The organism is Marinobacter sp., from assembly GCF_040882185.1.
Lineage (GTDB): Bacteria > Pseudomonadota > Gammaproteobacteria > Pseudomonadales > Oleiphilaceae > Marinobacter.
The window spans coordinates 1-23,385 of record NZ_JBBEBW010000010.1; the positions used below are offsets into that span (position 1 = coordinate 1).

Genomic DNA, 23,385 nt, shown 5'->3' on the forward strand with positions numbered 1-23,385 from the left:
GCTATGGCAGCGTGACTTAAACCAACGGGCCTCCGCGATACCCGGGGCGGTTCATGGTGTCGTCAGCGTCGTCAGCGGTATTCAGCTCGTATGAGAGCGCGAACTGGTTGGTACCCAGAGTGTAGTAACCGATCACACCGAAGGTGTCAGACTCATCTTTAGTGGTGTGGTATTCACCAGTCAGACGCAGGTTATCGAGACTATAGCTGGCACGCACACCATAGGTGTTCTCGTTGCTTTCTGAAGCCGCACCGTCATTAGAGTCCATGGCGAATGCCAGCTCAAGGGCATCAACTTCATAGAGTGCAGCCAGTTGATACGGGTAGGACTTCTCAGAGCCCGCGCCACCTTTGGTGTCGCTGTCGCCATTAAACTGAACCGCTGCAGCCAGAGACAGGCCGCCAAAAGAAGGTGATGTGTACTGAATCAGATCGCCTTCGCCGGTAGAGTAGTCCGCACCGATGTTGAGGGTCGCTACTTCGTAGTACTGGGAAATCTCGTCAACGGCACGCTCATAGGTAGAGTCATCAGAGCCGATCCAGATCTGGCCGAAGCTGTCGCCTTTCACGCCGATGTAGGCTTCGTCAAGAGCATCAATGCCGTTGCTACCAGACTTGTCGTCTGCGTTAATTCCTTCGAGTTCTACTTTGAAGAAGCCAGTGATGCCCGGAGCGACTTCGTGCTCATGCGCAACGCCGAGGGTAGAACCATTGTCAAAGTGATTAATTTCAGACGGGCCGCCGTCAAAGTTGTCATGGGCAATAGCGTACTGAATGTTGCCGTAAACGGTAGGCATGGAGTCCATGCGTGAGGCCAGTTCGTCGGCACGTGAGTCCGCGCTGGTAGCAGTAGTCTGGGCGATAGTGGTGCCAGAGAAAGCAACTGCAGCGATAGCCGTTGCGATGAGCGTTTTTTTCATTTTGCGTCTTCCTTTTAAGTGAACTCAGGTTTTAGCTGCGGGTGTGACCCGCTTTTCTTAATGATCGAGCTATCATCGTGCCCAATTCTGTGTCGTTAAAATGTCAATTTCATGACAACTTGCAAATAACAACGTAATTTTTAAAAACTAATCTGCAGCAGGCCTTATCAGCGCTACCTCGCAGAGTGACTCTCTTGGTGGGCTTCTTTTTCTTTATTCAGTCGACATACAACTGACTCATTCGAACTCGTTCAGCGTCAATTAGTTATATCACTTACTTAAAGTTTATTGTGATGTCATTTTTAATACAACACCATCAAATTTGCAAACCTTTATAACAGGGTTTTTAGTCTGTTTTGTGACAGCCCACTCTCCCTTTATTCCGGTTGACTTCAGTCCCAAACCGTAACAAATACAGGGCCAACCCTTAATTATTTGTTATTTTTCAGCAACCTGATGGTCATAAAAGACATTTTTTCGCTGTACCAACTGAAGGATTTGCACCAAAAAAGATCCCCCCCTCGAATCGCGCACTGCTTTAAAGCGTTCAACTTTCGAGTAAAAAAGTTACCGGGCCATCGTTGATAAGTGCCACTTGCATATTTGCTCCGAACTTGCCCGTAGCAACCCTCCCCTCCCCTATCGTTGCCACGACCAGGCCAATAAAATGCGTAAAAATGTCATTGGCTTCAGCAGGAGGTGCAGCAAAAGAGAATCCAGGGCGAGAGCCAGATCGTGTGTCAGCGGCCAGGGTGAACTGCGGAACCACAAGCAAGTCACCCCCGACATCCATCAGACTCAGGTTCATGCGAGTATGTTCATCAGAAAAAACGCGATAATTGAGAACTTTTTTGCAAAGTTCGTCGGCGTGATTTTTAGTGTCAGTTTTTTCAACACCCAAAAATAACAATAAGCCGGTATTGATGGTGGCGATAGTCTTTCCCTCGACAACAACCGAAGCGCTAGTGACTCGCTGAATCAGACCCTTCATTCATTTCCCTGAGCAGAAGGCTAAAAAGTTGCGAGATATTAACGTTCGACTTCGAGGTCCGCAAGGCGCAGTTACAAATCAAAACCCTTCTATACGATCTGCCATCTCGTCACAGGCATGCATCAGGGTATCGATGATTGCAGGCTCGGAAGCAGAGTGCCCTGCATCCCTGATAATACGCAGCTCTGCATCCGGCCAAACGTCGCTCAGCGCAAGAGCATTATCGAGAGGACAGACCATATCGTATCGGCCGTGAACAATAACCCCCGGGATATCTGCCAGTCGCTCTGCGTCTCTCAGAATCTGATCTGGCTCCAGGAACGCTTGATTCATAAAGTAATGGCATTCAATGCGGGCAAGGGCGATGGCGACGTGGGGGTGTCCAAAATGCTCAACCACTCTGGGATTTGGATGCAAAGTTGCACAACGCCCTTCCCATATCGACCAGGCTTTCGCTGACTGAATCTGCTCCAATTCGTTTGTGCTGGTCAATCGACGATAGTAGGCACCCACCATGTCAGATCTTTCAGCCTCCGGTATGGGCGCGACAAAATCCCGCCAATGATCTGGAAAAATCCGGCTTGCGCCGTGCTGGTAGAACCATCGGATATCTTCAGGTCGACTCAGGAATATTCCCCGAAGAACCAGGCCATGCACTCTTTCCGGGTAGGCTTGGGCATAGACCAGGCTTAGCGTTGAGCCCCAACTACCGCCGAACATCAGCCATTTCTCAATACCGAGAAACTGGCGTGTTTTCTCAAGATCACTCACAAGGTCAGCGGTAGTGTTGCCCTCCAACTCAGCAAGAGGTGTCGACCGCCCGGCCCCCCGCTGATCCAATAAAATAATCCGGAACCTTTCGGCATCGAAAAAACGCCGGTAATAGTCCTCACAACCTCCTCCCGGGCCACCGTGGACGACGATGACAGGTATTCCTTTGGGATTACCGCTTTCTTCGATATAGAGCTCATGAGGCGCATCGACCGCCAGACGGTGATCGGCATAGGGCTTGATATCAGGGTAGAGAGTGAGCATAGAGCGCTCCGGAAAAGGGATTTACCGGAGTTTAGCTCAAGCAAACAAAAAAAGCGGGAGCATTTCAAGGGGAAATAAATATAGGGCCAGATGAGATATTCATCTGGCCCCGAACTTCAGTTTTACTTCTTACCTGCGCGCTTGCGATCGTTTTCAGTCAGATACTTCTTGCGCAGTCGGATCGACTTGGGCGTCACTTCCACCAATTCATCTTCATCGATGAATTCCAGTGCCTGCTCCAGAGTAAACTTGATGGGTGGCACCAGGGCGATGACTTCGTCTTTGCCGGAAGCCCGCATATTATCGAGCTTCTTGGCTTTGGTCGGGTTGATAACCAGATCGTTTTCACGGCTATGAATGCCGCACAGCTGACCTTCATAAATTTCCTGGCCGGGGTCCAGGAACAGCTTGCCCCGGCTCTGCAACGTTTCCAGCGAGTAGGTCATCGCTGTGCCCGCCGCCATAGACACCAGCACGCCGTTCTGGCGGGCGGTCATGTCGCCACTTTTAATCGGGCCATAATGACTGAAGGTGGACGTAAGAATGCCTGAACCGGAGGTCATGGTCAGGAAGGAGTTACGGAAACCGATCAGTCCGCGCGCAGGAATGGTGTACTCAAGGCGCATGCGGCCCTTGCCATCCGGAACCATGTTTGTAAGCTCGCCCTTGCGCAGACCCATCTGATCCATCAGAGCGCCCTGATGCTGCTCTTCAATATCGATGATGACGTTTTCGTACGGTTCCTGTTTTACACCATCGATTTCCCTGATAACCACTTCAGGACGCCCGACCGCCAGCTCGAACTTTTCGCGACGCATGTTCTCGATCAGTACCGACAGGTGCAGCTCGCCCCGCCCGGACACCTTGAACTTATCCATCGAATCGCCATCTTCAACGCGCAATGCGACGTTGTGGAGCAGCTCCTTTTCGAGACGCTCTTTGAGGTTCCGGCTGGTGACATACTTACCCTCTCGGCCACAGAACGGCGAGTCGTTAACCTGAAAGGTCATGGAAACGGTCGGCTCATCCACTGTCAGCGGCGGCAATGCTTCCACATTGGCCTGGTCGCACAGGGTATCGGAAATGTGTAACTCTTCCAGTCCACTTACGCAAACGATATCCCCGGCCTGCGCTTCCTCTACTTCTACACGGTGCAAACCGGAATGCCCCATGATTTTCAGGATGCGGCCCTGACGCTTCTTGCCGTTAGCGCCTATGGCGGTGATTGGAGAATTGGCCTTGATTTTGCCGCGCGCTATACGACCAATGCCGATGACACCCAGGAAGCTGTTGTAGTCCAGCTGGGAGATCTGCATCTGGAACGGTCCCTCGGGATCAACGTTGGGTGCAGGCACATGGTCGACGATGGCCTGAAAAACGGCATCCATGTTCTCGTCCATATTCTCGTGATCCATCCCGGCGATGCCGTTCAGGGCACTGGCAAATACAATCGGGAAATCCAGCTGTTCATCGCTGGCACCGAGATTGTCAAACAGGTCGAACACCTGATCAACGACCCAATCCGGGCGGGCGCCAGGACGGTCAATCTTGTTCACTACAACAATCGGATGCAGGCCGGCGTCAAAGGCCTTCTGGGTGACAAAACGGGTTTGCGGCATCGGGCCGTCGATGGAATCAACCACCAGCAGCACGCAGTCAACCATGCTCATTACCCGTTCGACTTCGCCACCGAAGTCGGCGTGTCCCGGGGTATCAACGATATTGATGTCGTAGTCGTGCCATTTCAGCGCGGTGTTTTTTGCCAGGATGGTAATGCCTCGTTCCTTTTCCTGGTCGTTGGAATCCATGACGCGCTCGCTCTCGAGCTCTTTTCGGTCCAGCGTACCGGATTGGCGCAACAACTGGTCCACCAGCGTGGTCTTGCCATGGTCAACGTGGGCGATAATGGCGATATTACGAAGTTTCTCAATCACAACGGGTATCCTACGGCATACATGATGACCTGAGAGGGTCTTGTGTACGCGTTTTTCGCGCGCATGCCGTCTCAAATCTTTAAAGTAACAGTTAATGGGTCACGGCATAGCCGAAACCAAGGGCGCGCAGTATATCGGAAACTTTACGCAGTAACTATGTAGAGATATGCCTATCTGTCAAACACTCACCTTCCGGCTCTCGCCCGGGATCTTCTCCAATAACGCACCATTATTGTGCCATTGCTGCATCGGCGCACCACTAATGACCATAGACCGTCTAGAAATATAGCGGTAGACAATGAACAGTGGCGCCAAAAATGCCCAGAGCCCGCTTACCTGCGCCCTTCTGGCGCATAACGAGAAAACTGGCAAACAGATTGCTTAAATGAAAACAGCTGAATAGGCAGGCAAGGAAAGAAAGCTTTTGATAAGCTGCCCGAACCTGACGAAAAGGTCGGCGGTCAGAGATTCCACTTTTGCAAGGTGTGGACGACTGATCCGGCAACAAAACGAATAAAGAACTCGCCCGCGAGACGGGTAAACCTACGGAGTACGTACAATGTCGAAGACAATTGATCTGATCAAAGAACACGAAGTCAAATGGATTGATTTGCGATTCACTGATAGCCGCGGTAAAGAGCAGCACGTAACCATCCCGGCCACTGAAGTCGATGACGATTTCTTTGCAGACGGCAAAATGTTCGATGGCTCATCAATTGCTGGCTGGAAAGGCATCAACGAGTCCGACATGATCCTGATGCCGGATGACTCGAGCAGCGTTCTGGACCCATTTACCGAAGAAACCACCGTCAACATCACCTGCGACATCGTAGAGCCTTCTACTATGCAGGGTTATGAGCGTGATCCGCGCTCTGTGGCACGTCGCGCCGAAGAATACCTGAAGTCCACCGGCATTGCAGACAGCGCTTTGTTTGGCCCCGAACCCGAGTTCTTCGTGTTTGATTCCGTCAAATGGAAGACCGACATGCAGGGCTCCATGTATGAGCTCTACTCTGAAGAAGCAGCCTGGGTTTCCGGCGAAGACTTCGAGCGCAACAACATCGGGCACCGTCCAGGCGTTAAGGGCGGCTACTTCCCCGTACCCCCCGTTGACAGCCTGCATGACCTGCGTGGCGCGATGTGCGCTGCAATGGAATCCATGGGCCTTGAAATCGAAGTTCACCACCACGAAGTGGGCACTGCTGGCCAGTGCGAAATCGGTGTTGGCGCCAACACCCTGGTCAAGAAGGCCGACGAAGTTCAGATTCTTAAATATTGCGTGCATAACGTGGCTCACGCTTACGGTAAAACAGCGACATTTATGCCGAAGCCAGTCGTGGGTGACAACGGGTCAGGCATGCACGTCCACATGTCTCTGAGTAAAGATGGCAAAAACATCTTTGCAGGTGATAGCTACGCGGGCCTGAGCGAAACTGCCATCTTCTATATCGGCGGTATCATCAAGCATGCGAAAGCTATCAACGCCTTTACCAACGCTTCTACCAACAGCTACAAGCGTTTGGTACCGGGCTTCGAAGCGCCGGTTATGCTGGCTTATTCCGCCCGCAACCGCTCAGCTTCTATTCGTATCCCGTACGTGAACAGCCCGAAAGCTCGTCGTATGGAAGTGCGCTTCCCTGATCCTTCAGCCAACCCATACCTGGCATTTGCTGCCCTGATGATGGCTGGCCTTGACGGTATCCAGAACAAGATCCACCCGGGCGATGCCATGGACAAGGATTTGTACGACCTGCCGAAAGAAGAAGCTATGAACATCCCGACTGTTTGCGAGACTCTGCAAGAAGCGCTGGATGTTCTGGAAGGCGATCACGAGTTCCTGACTCGTGGTGGCGTTTTCACCGAAGACATGATCGCCGGCTACATTGATCTGAAGCGTGGTGAAGTGGAGCGTCTGAACATGACCACTCACCCGGTTGAGTTCGACCTGTACTATTCAGTCTGATCTTTGCAGACCAACTGGCGAACCCCGCTCCGGCGGGGTTTTTTTTGGCAGCTAGTCCGTCCACGTCAGATACACGTCACCCATTAACACGCTGTAACCACATACAGAGGCCGCAGCATTGCAAACACGCAGAGCTCTACCGATAATCGAGCGATAACATCATCAAAGGTGTACTCGATGAATAACGGGAAATGGACTCTGCCTCTTCTGATTGCTTTATTTACTCTGTTTACCCTCTCGGCCTTTCCGGCCACAGCGGAAGTCTATAAACACGTAGATAAAAACGGCAATGTAACTTTTTCAGACGAGCCACAAAGCGGTTCGGAAGAAGTAAAGGTCCGTCCGGTGACGACCATCACGCTGCCCAAAATGCGCGACATAGAGGCACAACAACAGCGAGCCAAGCAAACCGAACAAGACAACCCTGAGCCTTATGATCGTGTGGCGTTTACCACTCCGGAGAATAATGCAGCATTCTGGAGCGGCGGTGGCGATGTTGAATTCCAGGTCTCCAGCTCGCCCGGCTTGAGACAGGGACACCGCTTTGAAGTCGATCTGGACGGCCAACCGGTTGGGCAGAACCCAGGGGGCACCTTTACCGTTCGTAATATGGACCGAGGCACTCACAACGCAAGTGTTTTTGTCGTCGATGCTCAAGGCCAGCGGGTCCAGTCCGGGAATAGCATCACCTTTACCGTGCACCGACCCTCTGTCATAAACCGCAATCGCAATAACTGAGCCTTCCCCACTTACGCCTCACCACGGCCACCCATCAGTCAGGCTGCGCACTGTTATAGTGCGCTCGCCCCTTAAAGAAGCCATACTTTGAGCTAACGAGGGGCAGCCTCTTGAATAGACAAATCAACGCTGCCCCAATCCGCACCAGTTAATGGCGGCGGACTCCCGTCAATTGGCCTCGCCGCTCATCATTAGCGCACCAATACCTCAGTTCCTATATTTTGGTTCGCTTTTTGCAACAACGCTTGTATAACCAGGGGACGATCATGGCAATACCGGCAGGCTACAAAAACATACTGGATAATCTGACCACCGCGGTACTGGTACTGAGCCCGGATCTCAAGGTTCAATATCTCAACCCTGCTGCTGAGAACCTGCTTGAAACCAGCGTAACCCGTATCACAGACTCCACCATTTGCGATGTGTTCGTGGAGTCTGCAGAAGCATTAAAAACTTTGCTGGCCTCATCGAAAAACGGGCAGTCCTATACCAAGCGCGAAGCTGAATTCATGCTGGTATCGGGCACACGGTTTACGGTGGATTACTCGGTCTCCTCGATCGGAACAGAACCCTGTGATCTGCTGATGGAGCTTCAGCCTCGGGATCGCCTGCTTCGCATCAGCCGGGAAGAAGACATCATCTCCCAGCAGGAAACCACGCGCATTCTGGTTCGCGGTATGGCTCACGAGATCAAGAACCCTCTGGGGGGCATTCGTGGCGCCGCTCAGCTACTGGACCGCGAGCTTGATGACGAGGGCCAGCGCGAGTATACCCGGGTCATCATTGACGAGGCAGACCGCCTGCGGGGTCTGGTGGATCGGATGCTGGGCCCAAACCGGGCGCTCAAACTGGCGCCGACCAATATCCACGAGGTGCTTGAACGGGTCAAAACATTGCTGGAGGCTGAGAGTCGCAATCAGCTGGTATTTGAACGGGATTATGATCCCAGCCTGCCGGAACTTAAGGGAGATAAGGAACAGCTGATCCAGGCCTTCCTAAACATCGCCCGAAACGCCATGGAGGCTGCTTTTGAGCATACCGATCGCAGCGCCTCCGCTGAGCCTCCTACCATCATGTTCCGAACCCGGGCTCTACGGCAGTTCACCATTGGCCATCACCGTTATCGTCTGGTCTGCCGGGTGGATGTCATCGACAACGGCCCCGGCATTCCTGCGGACCTGTTGCAGAACGTTTTTTATCCAATGATCAGTGGCCGCGCCAACGGTACCGGGCTGGGGCTTTCGATTACCCAAAGTATTATCGGACAACACCAAGGGCTTGTGGAGTGTGAGAGCGAGCCCGGACGAACCAACTTCATTATCTTCCTGCCTCTGGAGGAAAAACTATGAACCAACCGTCGCACGTCTGGATTATTGACGACGACCGAAGCATTCGCTGGGTGCTGGAGCGCGCTCTGTCCCAGGCTGGCATGCATACGCGAGTGTTCGAAAGCGGTGACAGCATTCTCGCACGACTGGACCACGAGCAGCCGGACGCCATCATCAGCGACATTCGCATGCCCGGCATTGACGGCATTGCGCTTCTGTCCGGCATTGTCGAGACCCATCCGGATTTGCCCGTGATCATCATGACCGCCCATTCCGACCTCGAGAGTGCCGTTACAAGCTACCAGACCGGCGCTTTTGAGTACCTGCCCAAACCCTTTGATGTCGACGATGCAGTGGCACTCGCCAAGCGCGCTGTCGCTCACAGCCGGGAGCGGCGAGCTACCGCCGAACCGACAGCGGACAGCGCACAACGCCACACCGAGATTATTGGCGAAGCGCCCGCCATGCAGGAGGTTTTTCGCGCAATTGGCCGGCTTTCGCACTCCAACATCACTGTCTTAATCAACGGTGAAAGCGGTACCGGTAAAGAACTGGTCGCGCAGGCACTGCACAACCACAGCCCGCGCTCCAGTCATCCGTTTATCGCCCTGAACATGGCTGCCATTCCCAAAGATTTGATCGAGTCCGAGTTGTTCGGACATGAGAAAGGGGCCTTCACGGGTGCCGGTGCAGCGCGCCAGGGTCGGTTTGAGCAATCGAACGGCGGCACCCTGTTTCTGGATGAAATCGGAGACATGCCAGCGGACACCCAGACCCGACTCTTGCGGGTGCTGGCGGACGGCGAGTTTTACAGGGTGGGCGGCACGACCGCGATCAAAGTGGATGTTCGTATCATTGCAGCGACTCATCAGAATCTTGAAAAGCTGGTTCAGGCTGGCACCTTTCGTGAAGATCTGTTCCACCGACTCAACGTCATACGGGTTCATCTCCCCAAGCTGGCCGAGCGCCGGGAAGATATCCCGCGGCTGATGCAGCACTTCCTCAAGCGGGCAGCCCGTGAACTCGCCGTTGAATCAAAGATACTGCGCCCGGACGCTGAAGAATATCTCACCACCCTGCCCTGGCCGGGCAATGTACGCCAGCTCGAGAACACTTGCCGCTGGCTAACGGTAATGGCCAGCGGACGCGATATCCACGTCGACGATTTACCTCAGGAACTCCTCCAGCAAGCCGAAACCCCCGCGCTTGGGCACACCTGGCAAGAAGGGCTGAAAAGCTGGGCAGAACAGGAACTTAAACGGGGTAAAAAGGGAATTCTGGATACCGCCATTCCGGAGTTCGAGCGCATCATGATCGAGACCGCGCTCAAGCACACTGGTGGACGGCGGCGGGATGCCTCCATCCTGTTGGGTTGGGGACGAAATACACTCACTCGAAAAATTAACGAGCTCGGGATGGACGAAGGTGAGCCGGACGAAGATTGATTCCCCGCCCACAAAAGCAAAACCCCCACTTTTGTGGGGGCTTGGAAGTATGCCGTTAGATAGTGAAGACCTAACCGCTAAAATGGAATATCGTCGTCAAAATCATCGATCGGCTCCGGCATTCCACCCTGCTGTCCCTGGGATGGCTGACTATAACCACCTGACTGGCCCTGGGTGCTTTGCTGAGCAGCAGGTGCATTCTGGGGAGCTTGTTGGGGCCGGCCAGCGGGCGCGCCCTGGTTCGCACCACCGCCTTCGCCACCACGACTGTCCAACATCTGCATCTGGCCGTTGATATCCACAACCACCTCGGTGGTGTAAACGTCATTGCCTTCCTTGTTCTGCCATTTACGGGTCTGGAGCTTGCCTTCAATGTAGACTTTGGAGCCTTTGCGCAGGTATTGCCCTGCGACTTCAGCAATCTTGCCAAACATAACGATACGGTGCCATTCTGTTTTCGGCACCAACTGCCCGGTTTGACGGTCCTTATAGCTCTCATCCGTAGCCAGGTTAAGATTGACCACGGCGTTACCGTTGGGTGTATAACGGGTTTCCGGATCCTGACCCAGATTTCCGATCAAAATTACTTTGTTTACGCCTCGTGCCATGATTTGCTCCTAATTCAGTCTCTTATAGTCGCCAGCAGTCCGTCGCCAGAGCTCAGGATTCAAGAAGACATGGCTGGCCGGACAAATGAGCATTCCGACAGGCACTCTTCATTAAAATATTGGCGATCCACTTTCAGATAGGCTGTGCCCACACCCTCAAGTACCACCACATCCTCTACACCGGGAAGGCCGCGCAGGGTCCGATCAATATTACCAATGTCGTCAGACTCTGCGTCGTATAACTGTACCATGAAACTTGCAGTGTGACTCGGAGACGGCATGCTCAATGCGGCCGCCAACCACATCGCCAGCGTCACCACCATCAGCACCAGGACGCCATTGAGCCCATACCCCTCAAGTAGCAACCCCCCCAAAGAGCCACCCAGGAACGCACCCAGGAACTGGGACGTCGAATACACCCCCATGGCAGTGCCCTTGCTCCCTGCTGGCGACTCCTTACTTACCAGTGAAGGCAGGCTGGCTTCGAGAAGGTTGAAGGCCATAAAAAACAGGAACAGTACGAACCAGGCCGTCTCAAGCTGGCCATCAACCTGGGACAACCCGATGACCGAACCAATCAACAGCACAATAGCGCTGTTCAGTACCACTTTCATGCGTCGTTTCTTCTCACCGACGATAATAAAGGGAACCATGGCAAAGAAGGACGTCACCATTACCGTCAGGTAAAACCACCAGTGGGAGCCTGTATCGAGACCGATATCGTCTCGCAAAAGACTCGGGACAATCATAAAGGCAGCGGTCAATGTCAGGTGAAGTGCGAAAATGCCAATATCCAGGCGAACAAGACGACTGTCCCGTAGCACCTGACCCAGCATGGTGACGGCGGGTCGACTCTCATAATGACCGACAGGCGCATGAGGTTGCGGCACGACACGACTGACAACGATCATCGCAACGCCAGCCAAAGCAGCTGTAAGATAGAAAATGCCGGCTAAGCCAAATCGGTTTCCCAGTAGTGGTCCAAGTACCAGGGAAACTGAGAACGCCAGCCCTATTGATACACCAACCAGCGCCATAGCCTTGGTGCGTTCTTCTTCCCGGGTCAAATCACTGAGCAAAGCCATCAGCACGCTGGCAATGGCACCAGAACCCTGAAGAATCCGTCCCAGAATGACGCCGTATATGGAATCAGACGCCGCAGCCAGCAGACTGCCCACGGCGAACAGAATGAGGCCAATATAGATCATTCGCTTGCGCCCGAAGCGATCGGACATCATGCCAAACGGTATTTGCAACAAGGCTTGGCTTAAGCCGTATCCGCCTATGGCCAGGCCGATCAGAAGCGGCGTGGCGCCTTCCAGGTCACTCCCCAACAACACGAATACCGGTAACACCATAAACAGGCCCAGCATTCGCATGGCGTAAACGGAAGCGAGTGCTGCAACTGAGCGCTTTTCTAGTGCATTCATGGGGACAGCAGATTCCTCAATTCAATCAACAACAGCGAACGGGCTAGTGCCCGGCGCGCATTGTACCAGATGCGTTGTCGGCAGTTTGCATTTCGCCGCAGTATACGTAACGCGGTATACTGCTCGCTTTTCTATCGGGGAGAATTATGGATCGTATCCAGATCAAAGGGGCTCGCACCCACAATCTCAAAAACTTCGACCTGGATATCCCAAGGGACAAGCTGATTGTGATAACCGGCTTGTCCGGTTCCGGCAAGTCGTCCCTGGCGTTTGACACACTCTACGCCGAAGGCCAACGCCGTTATGTTGAATCGCTCTCTACCTACGCCCGACAGTTCCTGTCGATGATGGAAAAGCCGGACGTTGACCACATTGAGGGGTTGTCTCCGGCGATCTCAATAGAGCAAAAATCGACCTCGCACAACCCGCGCTCCACGGTCGGTACTATCACTGAGATATATGACTATCTTCGCCTGCTGTTTGCCCGGGCTGGTGAGCCTCGCTGCCCCGACCATGGTCAGCCTCTGGAAGCGCAAACGGTCAGCCAGATGGTGGACCAGGTGCTCGCCATGCCAGAGAACAGCAGACTGATGATTCTTGCCCCGGTTATTCGTGACCGCAAGGGCGAGCACTTGCAAGTCATCGATACCATGCGCAGCCAGGGCTTCATCCGTCTCCGGGTGGATGGTCAGGTATACGACATTGATGACGTTCCAGCTTTGGACAAAAAGCGCAAACATCAGATTGACGTCGTGGTCGACCGGTTCAAGGTCAAGCCCGGCCTCGAACAGCGTCTCGCGGAGAGTTTCGAAACCGCCCTCGATCTGGCTGAAGGCATCGCGCTGGTTACGGAGATGGAAGGGAAAGGCGAAGAGCACACGTTCTCCGCTCGCTATGCCTGCACCCAGTGTGGCTACGCACTGAGCGAGCTTGAGCCCAAATTATTCTCGTTTAATAATCCGGCAGGTGCCTGCCCTACGTGTGATGGCCTCGGGGTCAAACAGTTCTTTGACCCCGAAAAAATAATCCAGCACCCGGAGGCAACGCTTGCCGAAGGCGCGATCAAAGGCTGGGACAGGCGTTCCGTATACTACTTCCAACTGCTGGGCAGCGTTGCCGAATACTACGGCATTGATATGGACACGCCTTTCGTGGATCTGCCGGAGGATTTTCAGGAAACTATTCTTCACGGGTCTGGTAAGGAGAACATTACCTTCAGGTACGTTAATTCTCGCGGCCACATTATGGAAAAGGCGCACCCCTTCGAGGGCATTCTTCCGAATCTGGAGCGCCGGTATCGCGAAACTGATTCCCAGAGTATGCGCGAGGAACTGGCCAGACACCTCAGCCAACAACCCTGTAAGGATTGCAACGGCTCCCGTCTCAGACGGAGCGCACGCAACGTATTTATTGCTGACCGCACCCTCCCCGAGATGACCCACTTACCGGTGGGCGAGGCATACGATTACTTCGAGCAACTCACCCTTCCCGGTAGTCGCGGAGAGATTGCAGAGAATATCGTCAAGGAGGTCCGGCAGCGTTTGCAATTTCTGGTCAACGTGGGCCTGCAGTATCTGACCCTTGAGCGCAGCGCCGATACACTCTCCGGCGGGGAGGCCCAACGTATTCGGCTCGCCAGTCAGATTGGCGCCGGGCTTGTAGGCGTTATGTATATTCTTGACGAGCCTTCAATCGGGCTCCACCAGCGCGACAACGATCGCTTGCTGACAACTCTCACACACCTTAGAGATATCGGTAACACCGTCATCGTGGTCGAACACGATGAAGATGCTATCCGTGCCGCCGATCATGTCATTGATATCGGCCCCGGTGCTGGCATTCATGGCGGTCACATCATTGCCCAGGGCACCCCGGACGACATTATCAATAATCCGAACTCAGTGACCGGACAATACCTTAGTGGTGTTCGTGAAATCGCCATTCCAAAGCAACGCCATAGCAGCAACGGCAAGGCGCTGACCTTGACCGGTGCTACCGGCAACAATTTACAGAACGTCAGTCTCGATATTCCTCTGGGGGTGATGACTTGTATCACGGGCGTGTCGGGATCCGGCAAGTCAACCCTGATTAATAGTACGCTTTATCCGGTCGCCGCCACTAAGCTCAACAAGGCGACCACCCTGAACCACGGGCCCTATGAGAAGCTGGAAGGGCTGGAGCATCTGGATAAGGTGATCGATATTGACCAGAGCCCTATAGGGAGAACGCCACGCTCGAACCCTGCCACTTACACCGGGCTGTTTACCCCGATTCGCGAACTGTTTGCGGGCACCCAGGAAGCCCGTTCAAGGGGATACAAACCTGGCCGTTTCAGCTTCAATGTTAAAGGCGGACGATGCGAAGCCTGCCAAGGTGATGGCGTCATTAAAGTCGAAATGCATTTCCTGCCGGATGTATATGTTCCCTGTGATGTCTGCAAGGGCAAACGCTATAATCGCGAAACGCTGGAAGTCCGGTACAAAAACAAGAACATTCACGAAGTTCTTGAAATGACCGTTGAGGAAGGGCGTGAGTTCTTTGATGCCGTACCTTTCCTTGCCCGGAAACTTCAAACCCTGATCGACGTCGGTTTGTCCTATATTCATTTAGGGCAAAGTGCCGTTACGCTCTCAGGCGGCGAAGCCCAGCGGGTGAAGCTGGCGAAGGAACTATCAAAACGTGACACCGGACAAACCCTGTATATCCTTGATGAGCCAACCACAGGCCTACACTTCTATGATATCCAGCAACTCCTGACCGTACTCCAGCGCCTCCGCGACCATGGCAACACCATCATTGTCATCGAGCACAATCTGGACGTTATCAAAACGGCCGACTGGATTGTGGATCTCGGGCCAGAGGGAGGCTCAGGTGGGGGCAAGATTATCGCTGAAGGAACCCCTGAGGACGTCGCTGCGAATCCCGCCTCCTATACCGGGCATTACCTGAAGTCATTGCTCGGTTAGCCCTTTCCCAATCGGTAATACCCAAAGGCAACGGATTGCCTACAGCTATGGGCAGACGAGAACATCTCTGCCGGTTGCCCTCACCATCATTGAGCGCAAAAAAAACCGGAAGCCATGGCTTCCGGTTTTTAGTCAACGGCGAGATATTTAGTCTTCGCTGTCGTCCATTTCTTCTGCTTCAACGTCCATCGGGCGACCGATAACTTCAACATACGCCATAGGCGCATTGTCGCCAGCACGAAAACCGCACTTGAGGACCCGAAGGTAACCACCCGGACGCTCTACGAAGCGTGGACCAAGCTCATTGAACAGCTTGGCTACCACTGCGTCGTCGCGAAGGCGAGAAAACGCCAGACGACGGTTCGCGACCGAATCTTTCTTAGAAAGCGTGATCAAAGGTTCCGCTACCCGACGAAGTTCTTTCGCTTTCGGGAGCGTCGTTTTGATCAGCTCGTGCTCAACCAGTGACGCAGTCATGTTACGGAACATGGCCTTGCGATGCGCACTGGTCCTGTTGAACTTACGACCACTCTTACGATGACGCATTGCTCTGATTCCTTACCTTAAACTACCAATTCGGCGATTAACCGCCCAGAACCCGGTCGTCGCCACGAAGGCTCGCCGGTGGCCAGTTATCCAGACGCATTCCCAGGGACAGCCCGCGCGAAGCGAGTACATCCTTAATCTCGGTGAGCGACTTTTTACCCAGGTTAGGCGTCTTGAGCAGCTCAACTTCAGTGCGCTGAATAAGATCGCCGATGTAGTAAATATTCTCAGCTTTCAAGCAGTTCGCTGAACGTACCGTCAACTCAAGATCATCTACCGGACGCAACAGAATAGGATCAATTTCCTCCTCTTCTTCCACGCGTTCAGGTTCTTTCTCATGATCGAAATCAACAAATACAGCCAGCTGTTGCTGGAGAATGGTTGCGGCACGACGGATCGCCTCTTCAGGGTCAATCGTTCCGTTGGTCTCCAGATCAATCACCAGCTTGTCCAGATCAGTACGCTGCTCTACGCGGGCACTTTCAACCGCGTAAGAAACTCTGCGAACTGGGCTAAACGTGGCGTCCAGCTGCAAGCGTCCAATCGCTCGGGTCTCATCTTCCTCTAGCCCCCGCTGATCGGCAGCTTCATAACCACGGCCCCGCGCTACCTTCAGCCGCATGTTCAATTCACCATTCGCACTCAGGTGACATATCACATGCTCTGGATTGGCAATCTCGACGTCGTGATCCAGCTTGATGTCACCAGCAGTCACAACACCTGGACCTTTCTTGCTGATGGAAACTTCAGCCTCATCTCGGCTGCCCATTTTCAATGCGACACCTTTAAGATTCAGAAGAATCTCAATAACGTCTTCCTGAACACCCTCAATGGCACTGTATTCGTGTAGGACACCGTCGATTTGCGCTTCGGTGACTGCACAGCCCGGCATTGAAGACAGAAGTATACGTCGGAGTGCGCTCCCCAAAGTATGCCCAAAACCTCTTTCCAGAGGCTCCAGAGTCACTTTGGCACGCGTGCCACTCGATTCCTTCACGTCAATGGTACGAGGTGTCAATAACTCATGTACTGAACGCTGCATAGACGCCCCTATCTACTCTCGTGGGTAACTGGGCTTTACTTGGAGTAAAGCTCGACGATGAGGTTCTCGTTGATGTCGGACGGCAATTCCGTACGTTCCGGAGTTGCCTTGTAAACGCCGGACATCTTGTTGGCGTCGACCTCTACCCAGCTTACCGGTGCGCGATTGGCGGAAAGATCCAGCGCGCCTTTAACGCGTAGCTGATTCTTCGCCTTTTCGCGAATGCTCACAACATCACCTGGTCTTACTTGATAAGAAGGAATGTTTACCACCTTATCGTTGATCAGGATCGCCTTGTGAGACACAAGCTGACGGGACTCTGCACGGGTCGAACCAAAACCCATGCGATACACTACGTTGTCGAGACGACCTTCAAGCAGTTGCAGCAGGTTTTCACCAGTTGCACCCTTGATACGAGCTGCCTCGGCATAGTAATTCCGGAATTGTTTTTCAAGTACGCCATAAATCCGACGAACTTTCTGTTTTTCACGAAGCTGCACGCCATATTCGGACAGACGACCGCGCCGCGCACCATGCTGACCCGGAGGGGTCTCAATGTTGCACTTCGAGTCGAGGGCGCGCACGCCGCTCTTCAAAAAAAGATCTGTCCCTTCACGACGAGACAGCTTACATTTCGGGCCTATGTAACGAGCCATATTTCACTGTCTCCTGTGTTAAACGCGGCGCTTCTTGGGCGGACGACAACCGTTGTGTGGAATCGGTGTCACATCAGTGATGTTAGTGATCTTGTACCCGCAGCCATTCAGCGCGCGCACAGCGGATTCACGTCCGGGCCCAGGACCCTTAACCTCTACATCCAGGTTTTTAAGGCCGTATTCAGCAGCCGCATTACCGGCTCTTTCAGCTGCTACCTGCGCAGCAAAAGGTGTGCTTTTACGTGACCCACGAAAACCGGAACCACCGGAAGTGGCCCAGGACAATACATTGCCCTGACGGTCAGAAATGGTCACGATCGTGTTGTTGAAGGAAGCGTGGATGTGCGCGACGCCATCAACAACCGTCTTTTTCACCTTTTTACGGGTACGTGTACCTGGCTTTGCCATGATTGCCTACCTGTTTACTTGCGAATAGGTTTGCGAGGACCTTTACGGGTGCGAGCGTTGGTCTTGGTGCGCTGGCCACGGACAGGCAGTCCATGACGGTGACGCAGACCACGAAAACAACCGAGATCCTTCAAACGCTTAATGTTCATCTGAACTTCACGACGCAGATCGCCCTCGACGCTCAGCTTACCCACTTCAGTGCGAAGTGACTCAAGCTGCTCATCGGACAGGTCTTTAACCTTGACGTCCGGCTTAACGCCGGTTGCATCGCAAAGCTTCTGGGCTGCCGTCTTCCCGACTCCAAAAATATAAGTCAGAGAGATAACAGCATGTTTGTGATCGGGTATATTGACACCGGCTATACGTGCCATCCAAATTACTCCGCGTTCAAAGCTTTGCTGTGTGAATTTTCCGCCACAAAATAGGGCGCGAAATAATAGCGCCTGACCCATTAAAGGTCAAGCGCTACGATTTCGTGCCCCTCGCGACCAAGACAATACCCTGACGGGTACTTAGCCCTGACGCTGCTTGTGGCGAGGCTCCGAGCAAATGACTCTTACTGAGCCATTGCGACGAATTACTTTGCAGTTACGGCAAATTTTCTTTACCGAAGCGCGTACTTTCATTGTCGACTCCAGTTTTCAAGGGGAACGTTATCAGTTCCGACTATAGCCCTTGAGATTGGATTTTTTCATCAGCGATTCATACTGATGAGACATCAGGTGAGATTGAACCTGGGCCATAAAATCCATCACGACGACTACAACAATCAGCAGTGAGGTACCACCCAAGTAGAACGGTACATTCCCGGCCACCATCAGAAACTGAGGGAACAGGGACACAGCTGCGATATACATCGCACCAAACAGAGTCAGGCGCGTCAGAACACCGTCAATGTACTTGGCAGTCTGCTCACCAGGACGTATCCCGGGGATAAACGCACCAGAACGCTTGAGGTTGTCAGCCACTTCTCTCGGGTTATACATCAATGCCGTATAGAAGAAGCAAAAGAATACCACTGCAGCCGCGAACAAAATTATGTACAGGGGCTGACTCGGGGCAAGCGCTTGGGAAATATCGCTCAGCCATTCCATACCTTCACCTTGCCCAAACCACTGCCCCAGAGATGCCGGAAACAGAAGAATCGACGAAGCAAAAATAGGCGGAATGACACCGGCCATATTAACCTTCAACGGCAAATGGCTGGATTGCTGGGCAAATACGCGACGTCCCTGCTGTCGCTTCGCATAGTTAATCGTCAAACGACGTTGACCACGCTCCATGAACACCACAAAGCCCACCACCGCGATGGCAAGCACAGCAATACCCAGCACAACGAGCAAGCTCATTTCACCGCTACGCGCCTGCTCGAGAGTTTGACCAATCGCGCCAGGAAGACCAGCTACAATCCCTGCGAAGATCAGCAGCGATATGCCGTTGCCTACGCCACGCTCAGTGATCTGCTCACCCAGCCACATCATGAATACCGCACCGCTGACAAACGAAACGACCGCTACAAAATGAAAACTGAAACTGTCGTTGAATGTCACGCCTTGCGATGCCAAACCAACGGAAATGCCCATGCCCTGGACCAGCGCCAGAATCACCGTGCCATAACGAGTGTACTGACTTATCTTGCGCCGGCCTGCCTCGCCTTCCTTTTTCAGTTGCTCAAGCGTCGGACTTACCGCCGTCATAAGCTGCATGATAATTGAGGCAGAGATATAAGGCATGATGCCAAGAGCGAAAATACTCATCCGCTCCAACGCACCACCAGAAAACATATTGAACATACTCAGGATGGTACCCTGATTCTGTTCAAACAACGCTGCAAGACGATCCGGATTGATACCTGGTACTGGTATGTGCGCACCGATTCGGTACACCAACAGCGCCAGGAAAACAAACCAGAGCCGCGAACGCAGCTCTGCAAGTCCTTTTCCCGCACCCGCAGGCAATGATGATGTCTTGGCCATTTGGTCCTCGACTCGCCTTAGTCTTCGACTTTTCCGCCCGCAGCAGTAATTGCCTCACGAGCGCCTTTTGTCACTTTCAGACCTTTAACGGTCACAGGACGAGTCAACTCACCTGACAGAATAACTTTCGCAAACCGAATTTCATCGCGAATGATATCCGCCTTCTTCAAGGCAGCAAGATCGACTACGTCGCCTTCTACAACAGCCAATTCGTTCAAACGAATCTCGGCTACATAGCGTGCTTGACGCGATGTAAAACCAAACTTCGGCAGACGACGAGCCAACGGCTGCTGACCGCCCTCAAAACCCGGAGCGACACTGCCACCTGAGCGGGCTTTCAAACCTTTGTGGCCGCGACCTGCTGTCTTGCCAAGGCCACTACCGATGCCACGCCCTACTCGTTTGGCCGTGGGACGTGAACCTGGCTCTGGACTAAGTTCGTTCAGACGCATCTTAGTTCTCCTCTACCCGGACCATGTAGCTGACCCGGTTTACCATACCGCGAACCGAAGGGGTATCTTCCACTTCAACGGTATGACCGATTTTGCGAAGACCCAGGCCCTTAACACATTTTTTGTGGTTTGGCTGGCAGCCAATCGGGCTGCGGGTCAGTGTTACTTTCATCATTGTCTTTGCGTTAGCCATGACTTCAACCCAGAATATCTTCCACGGTCTTGCCGCGCTTGGCTGCTATATCTTCAGGAGCATGCATGCCCTGAAGACCCTTGATAGTGGCACGGACCACGTTGACCGGATTGGTCGAGCCGTAACACTTTGACAGCACGTTATGAACACCTGCCACTTCCAGTACTGCACGCATCGCGCCACCGGCAATGATACCTGTACCGTCCGATGCAGGCTGCATGTATACCTTCGAGGCACCATGATTGGCCTTGATGGGATACTGCAGAGTAGTGCCATCCAAAGGCACGTCTACCATATTCTTGCGCGCAGCTTCCATCGCTTTCTGGATTGCAACTGGCACTTCACGTGCCTTGCCACGACCAAAGCCAACTCGACCTTTACCATCGCCCACTACAGTCAATGCTGTGAAAGCGAAAATACGACCGCCCTTGACCACTTTGGCTACGCGATTCACCTGAACCAGCTTTTCCTGGAGCTCAGGCGCCTTCTGTTCGTTAACGCTCATCTTCTCCACCTCTTAGAATTGCAAGCCAGCTTCGCGGGCCGAATCGGCTAATGCCTGGACCCGACCATGATAACGGTAACCCGAGCGGTCAAAAGCTACCTGCTCGACACCTGCTGCCTTCGCGCGCTCAGCAATCAGCTGGCCCACTTTTTTAGCAGCGTCCACGTTACCAGTCGCGCCCTGGCGCAGCTCTTTATCCAACGTGGAGGCAGACGCCAGCACTTTGCTGCCGTCAGCGGTAGTGACCTGGGCATACATATGCCTTGGTGTACGATGTACACACAAGCGATTAGAGCCCAGCTCACGGATCTTAATGCGCACTTTACGTGCGCGACGCAATCTTTCGTTATTCGCGCTCATAGTCCCGCCTTATTTCTTCTTGGCTTCTTTGCGTCTGACCTGCTCATCCGCATAACGCACACCTTTACCTTTGTAAGGCTCGGGTGGACGGAACGCACGAATGTCAGCAGCGACCTGGCCAACCTGTTGCTTGTCGATCCCGCGGATAACAACTTCCGTTTGGGTCGGAGTTTCTACGGTGATCCCCTCGGGCAGCTCATATTCGACCGGGTGCGAAAAACCCAGAGTCAGATTAAGCTTCTTACCTTGCGCTTGGGCACGGTAACCAACGCCCACAAGCTGTAGCTTGCGTTCGAAGCCCGCAGTAACACCAGTGACCATATTATTGATCAGAGCACGGGTCGTTCCTGCAAGAGCGCGGGACTGTTTTGCACCATCGCGGGCGGCAAAGCGAAGAGTATTTTCTTCCTGCTTTACTTCGACAACGTGATGCACGGTGATTTGAAGTGCTCCTTTGGAGCCCTTCACATTGATTTCCTGTCCGTTCAGCTTTACCTCAACACCGGAAGGCAGCACGACAGGATTATTGGCAACCCTGGACATGTGATTCTCCTAAAATACGGTGCAGATGACTTCGCCACCCACGCCGGCAGCACGTGCGGCGCGGTCCGTCATAACGCCTTTCGACGTCGAGACAATCGCGACTCCCAAACCACCGGAAACCTTCGGCAGTTCCCCAGCGCCTTTATACTGGCGCAGACTCGGACGGCTGACCCGTTTGATAGCCTCGATAACCGGCTTACCCTCAAAATACTTAAGAGCAATGGTCAGCTCGGGTTTGGCATCAGCTGAAACAGAAAAATCCTGAACGTAACCCTCGTCTTTCAACACTTGGGCGACGGAGATTTTCATTTTTGAAGACGGCATAGCCACATCTGCTTTTGCTGCCATCTGTGCATTACGAATACGTGTAAACATATCCGCAAGCGTGTCTTGCATGCTCATCGGTATGAGACTCCTGATCTTTTTAGTTGTGCAGCGGCGCGCCGCACCGCTTACCAACGGGCACCCTTAATAAAAGGGGCCTACGTCACCAACTTGCTTTAGTCAGACCAGGAACGTCACCGCGCATACCCGCTTCACGCAACTTAATACGCGAAAGCTTGAATTTACGCAGGACGCCGTGGGGGCGACCAGTAATTTGGCAACGATTCCGAAGACGCGACGGGCTTGCATCACGGGGAAGCTTCTGCAGCTTCACCTGAGCATCCCAGCGGTCATCATCGCTGGAGTTCGGGTTCTTAATAACTGCCTTGAGCTCAGCACGCTTGGCCGCAAATTTTGCGACCGTTTGCTCGCGCTTGAGCTCACGGTTTTTCATGGACACCTTAGCCATTACATTCGGTCCTTATTTCTTGAACGGAAAGCCAAAGGCTTTCAGCAATTCACGGCCTTCATCATCGGTGGCAGCTGAGGTGGTGATCGTAATATCCATCCCGCGGATCTTGTCGACTTTGTCATACTCGATCTCAGGAAAAATAATTTGCTCACGCACACCCATGCTGTAGTTACCGCGACCGTCAAAGGATTTCGGGCTCAGACCACGGAAGTCACGAACTCGCGGAATCGCGATATGAACAAGCCGGTCGAAGAAATCCCACATACGCTCACCGCGCAGCGTGACCTTGCAACCGATCGGCCAACCTTCACGAATCTTGAAACCCGCTACCGACTTACGCGCCTTGGTGACAACCACTTTTTGACCTGCCAGACGCTCAAGATCCGCGACTGCGTTTTCAATCAGTTTCTTGTCACCTACCGCTTCACCGACACCCATATTCAGGGTAATCTTTTCGATACGAGGCACCTGCATGATGTTCTTGTAGCCGAACTCCTGCCGCAGGGCTGGTATCACTTCCTGTTTGTACTGCTCTTTCATATTAAGCATCG

General features: G+C 53.2%; 26 protein-coding genes. 5 read left to right on the plus strand and 21 right to left on the minus strand.

Annotation, left to right across the window (positions count from 1 at the left end):
• Nucleotides 1-16: 16 nt before the first annotated feature.
• The 4 genes from WEB64_RS07270 to typA form a co-directional block, all read right to left on the minus strand.
• Nucleotides 17-919: a porin gene (locus WEB64_RS07270; protein WP_368059634.1), complete on the minus strand. Its 903-nt coding sequence runs from the start codon at nt 917-919 to the stop codon at nt 17-19.
• Nucleotides 920-1,466: 547 nt separating this feature from the next.
• Nucleotides 1,467-1,910, minus strand: a complete 444-nt coding sequence (gene dtd, locus WEB64_RS07275; protein ID WP_368059632.1) for a D-aminoacyl-tRNA deacylase — start codon at nt 1,908-1,910, stop codon at nt 1,467-1,469.
• A gap of 78 nt (nt 1,911-1,988) precedes the next feature.
• Nucleotides 1,989-2,945, minus strand: a complete 957-nt coding sequence (gene pip / locus WEB64_RS07280) for a prolyl aminopeptidase (protein WP_368059630.1) — start codon at nt 2,943-2,945, stop codon at nt 1,989-1,991.
• Nucleotides 2,946-3,067: 122 nt separating this feature from the next.
• Nucleotides 3,068-4,879 carry a translational GTPase TypA gene (gene typA / locus WEB64_RS07285; RefSeq protein WP_368059628.1) on the minus strand — a complete coding sequence of 604 codons (1,812 nt, stop codon included), beginning with the start codon at nt 4,877-4,879 and terminating at the stop codon, nt 3,068-3,070.
• Between the two features lie 559 nt (nt 4,880-5,438).
• Between typA and glnA the strand changes: the two genes are divergently transcribed.
• From glnA to glnG, 4 genes are all read left to right on the plus strand, one after another.
• Nucleotides 5,439-6,842, plus strand: coding sequence for a glutamate--ammonia ligase (gene glnA, locus WEB64_RS07290; protein ID WP_368059626.1), 1,404 nt, complete (start codon nt 5,439-5,441; stop codon nt 6,840-6,842).
• 177 nt (nt 6,843-7,019) lie between these two features.
• Nucleotides 7,020-7,580, plus strand: coding sequence for a DUF4124 domain-containing protein (locus WEB64_RS07295; RefSeq protein ID WP_368059624.1), 561 nt, complete (start codon nt 7,020-7,022; stop codon nt 7,578-7,580).
• 266 nt (nt 7,581-7,846) lie between these two features.
• Nucleotides 7,847-8,929: a nitrogen regulation protein NR(II) gene (gene glnL / locus WEB64_RS07300; protein WP_368059622.1), complete on the plus strand. Its 1,083-nt coding sequence runs from the start codon at nt 7,847-7,849 to the stop codon at nt 8,927-8,929.
• On the plus strand, nt 8,926-10,353 hold the full coding sequence (glnG, locus tag WEB64_RS07305; RefSeq protein WP_368059620.1) for a nitrogen regulation protein NR(I): 1,428 nt from the start codon (nt 8,926-8,928) through the stop codon (nt 10,351-10,353). Before glnL ends, glnG begins: the two co-directional genes overlap by 4 nt.
• 77 nt (nt 10,354-10,430) lie before the next feature.
• On the opposite strand, the gene ssb is transcribed toward glnG, so the two are convergent.
• Nucleotides 10,431-10,961: a single-stranded DNA-binding protein gene (ssb, locus tag WEB64_RS07310; RefSeq protein ID WP_368059618.1), complete on the minus strand. Its 531-nt coding sequence runs from the start codon at nt 10,959-10,961 to the stop codon at nt 10,431-10,433.
• A gap of 59 nt (nt 10,962-11,020) precedes the next feature.
• The gene (locus tag WEB64_RS07315) at nt 11,021-12,391 is read right to left on the minus strand and encodes an MFS transporter (RefSeq protein WP_368059616.1); all 1,371 of its coding nucleotides are present in this window, start codon (nt 12,389-12,391) and stop codon (nt 11,021-11,023) included.
• A 146-nt stretch (nt 12,392-12,537) separates the two neighbouring features.
• Between WEB64_RS07315 and uvrA the strand changes: the two genes are divergently transcribed.
• Nucleotides 12,538-15,357: an excinuclease ABC subunit UvrA gene (gene uvrA / locus WEB64_RS07320; RefSeq protein WP_368059614.1), complete on the plus strand. Its 2,820-nt coding sequence runs from the start codon at nt 12,538-12,540 to the stop codon at nt 15,355-15,357.
• A 147-nt stretch (nt 15,358-15,504) separates the two neighbouring features.
• On the opposite strand, the gene rplQ is transcribed toward uvrA, so the two are convergent.
• The 15 genes from rplQ to rplE form a co-directional block, all read right to left on the minus strand.
• The gene (rplQ, locus tag WEB64_RS07325; RefSeq protein ID WP_368065547.1) at nt 15,505-15,903 is read right to left on the minus strand and encodes a 50S ribosomal protein L17; all 399 of its coding nucleotides are present in this window, start codon (nt 15,901-15,903) and stop codon (nt 15,505-15,507) included.
• Nucleotides 15,904-15,940: 37 nt separating this feature from the next.
• Complete coding sequence (rpoA, locus tag WEB64_RS07330) at nt 15,941-16,945, minus strand: DNA-directed RNA polymerase subunit alpha (protein WP_368065548.1); 1,005 nt, start codon at nt 16,943-16,945, stop codon at nt 15,941-15,943.
• Between the two features lie 35 nt (nt 16,946-16,980).
• Complete coding sequence (rpsD, locus tag WEB64_RS07335) at nt 16,981-17,601, minus strand: 30S ribosomal protein S4 (protein WP_368065549.1); 621 nt, start codon at nt 17,599-17,601, stop codon at nt 16,981-16,983.
• An 18-nt stretch (nt 17,602-17,619) separates the two neighbouring features.
• A complete protein-coding gene (gene rpsK, locus WEB64_RS07340; RefSeq protein WP_004580767.1) occupies nt 17,620-18,009 on the minus strand; it encodes a 30S ribosomal protein S11 in 390 nt (129 codons plus the stop codon).
• Nucleotides 18,010-18,023: 14 nt separating this feature from the next.
• On the minus strand, nt 18,024-18,380 hold the full coding sequence (gene rpsM, locus WEB64_RS07345) for a 30S ribosomal protein S13 (RefSeq protein ID WP_152208439.1): 357 nt from the start codon (nt 18,378-18,380) through the stop codon (nt 18,024-18,026).
• A 141-nt stretch (nt 18,381-18,521) separates the two neighbouring features.
• Complete coding sequence (gene rpmJ / locus WEB64_RS07350) at nt 18,522-18,635, minus strand: 50S ribosomal protein L36 (RefSeq protein ID WP_008174902.1); 114 nt, start codon at nt 18,633-18,635, stop codon at nt 18,522-18,524.
• Nucleotides 18,636-18,665: 30 nt separating this feature from the next.
• The gene (gene secY / locus WEB64_RS07355; RefSeq protein WP_368061271.1) at nt 18,666-19,985 is read right to left on the minus strand and encodes a preprotein translocase subunit SecY; all 1,320 of its coding nucleotides are present in this window, start codon (nt 19,983-19,985) and stop codon (nt 18,666-18,668) included.
• A 17-nt stretch (nt 19,986-20,002) separates the two neighbouring features.
• Nucleotides 20,003-20,437 carry a 50S ribosomal protein L15 gene (gene rplO / locus WEB64_RS07360; protein WP_368061270.1) on the minus strand — a complete coding sequence of 145 codons (435 nt, stop codon included), beginning with the start codon at nt 20,435-20,437 and terminating at the stop codon, nt 20,003-20,005.
• A gap of 1 nt (nt 20,438) precedes the next feature.
• Nucleotides 20,439-20,630: a 50S ribosomal protein L30 gene (gene rpmD, locus WEB64_RS07365; protein ID WP_152208442.1), complete on the minus strand. Its 192-nt coding sequence runs from the start codon at nt 20,628-20,630 to the stop codon at nt 20,439-20,441.
• A gap of 4 nt (nt 20,631-20,634) precedes the next feature.
• On the minus strand, nt 20,635-21,135 hold the full coding sequence (rpsE, locus tag WEB64_RS07370; protein WP_368061269.1) for a 30S ribosomal protein S5: 501 nt from the start codon (nt 21,133-21,135) through the stop codon (nt 20,635-20,637).
• 12 nt (nt 21,136-21,147) lie between these two features.
• On the minus strand, nt 21,148-21,495 hold the full coding sequence (gene rplR, locus WEB64_RS07375; protein ID WP_368061268.1) for a 50S ribosomal protein L18: 348 nt from the start codon (nt 21,493-21,495) through the stop codon (nt 21,148-21,150).
• 9 nt (nt 21,496-21,504) lie between these two features.
• Nucleotides 21,505-22,038: a 50S ribosomal protein L6 gene (gene rplF, locus WEB64_RS07380; RefSeq protein WP_368061267.1), complete on the minus strand. Its 534-nt coding sequence runs from the start codon at nt 22,036-22,038 to the stop codon at nt 21,505-21,507.
• Between the two features lie 9 nt (nt 22,039-22,047).
• Nucleotides 22,048-22,440 carry a 30S ribosomal protein S8 gene (rpsH, locus tag WEB64_RS07385; protein ID WP_368061266.1) on the minus strand — a complete coding sequence of 131 codons (393 nt, stop codon included), beginning with the start codon at nt 22,438-22,440 and terminating at the stop codon, nt 22,048-22,050.
• Nucleotides 22,441-22,525: 85 nt separating this feature from the next.
• Entirely contained in the window at nt 22,526-22,831 is a 306-nt protein-coding gene (gene rpsN / locus WEB64_RS07390; RefSeq protein WP_368061265.1) for a 30S ribosomal protein S14, read from the minus strand.
• Between the two features lie 12 nt (nt 22,832-22,843).
• Nucleotides 22,844-23,383: a 50S ribosomal protein L5 gene (rplE, locus tag WEB64_RS07395; protein WP_152208448.1), complete on the minus strand. Its 540-nt coding sequence runs from the start codon at nt 23,381-23,383 to the stop codon at nt 22,844-22,846.
• Nucleotides 23,384-23,385: the final 2 nt, after the last annotated feature.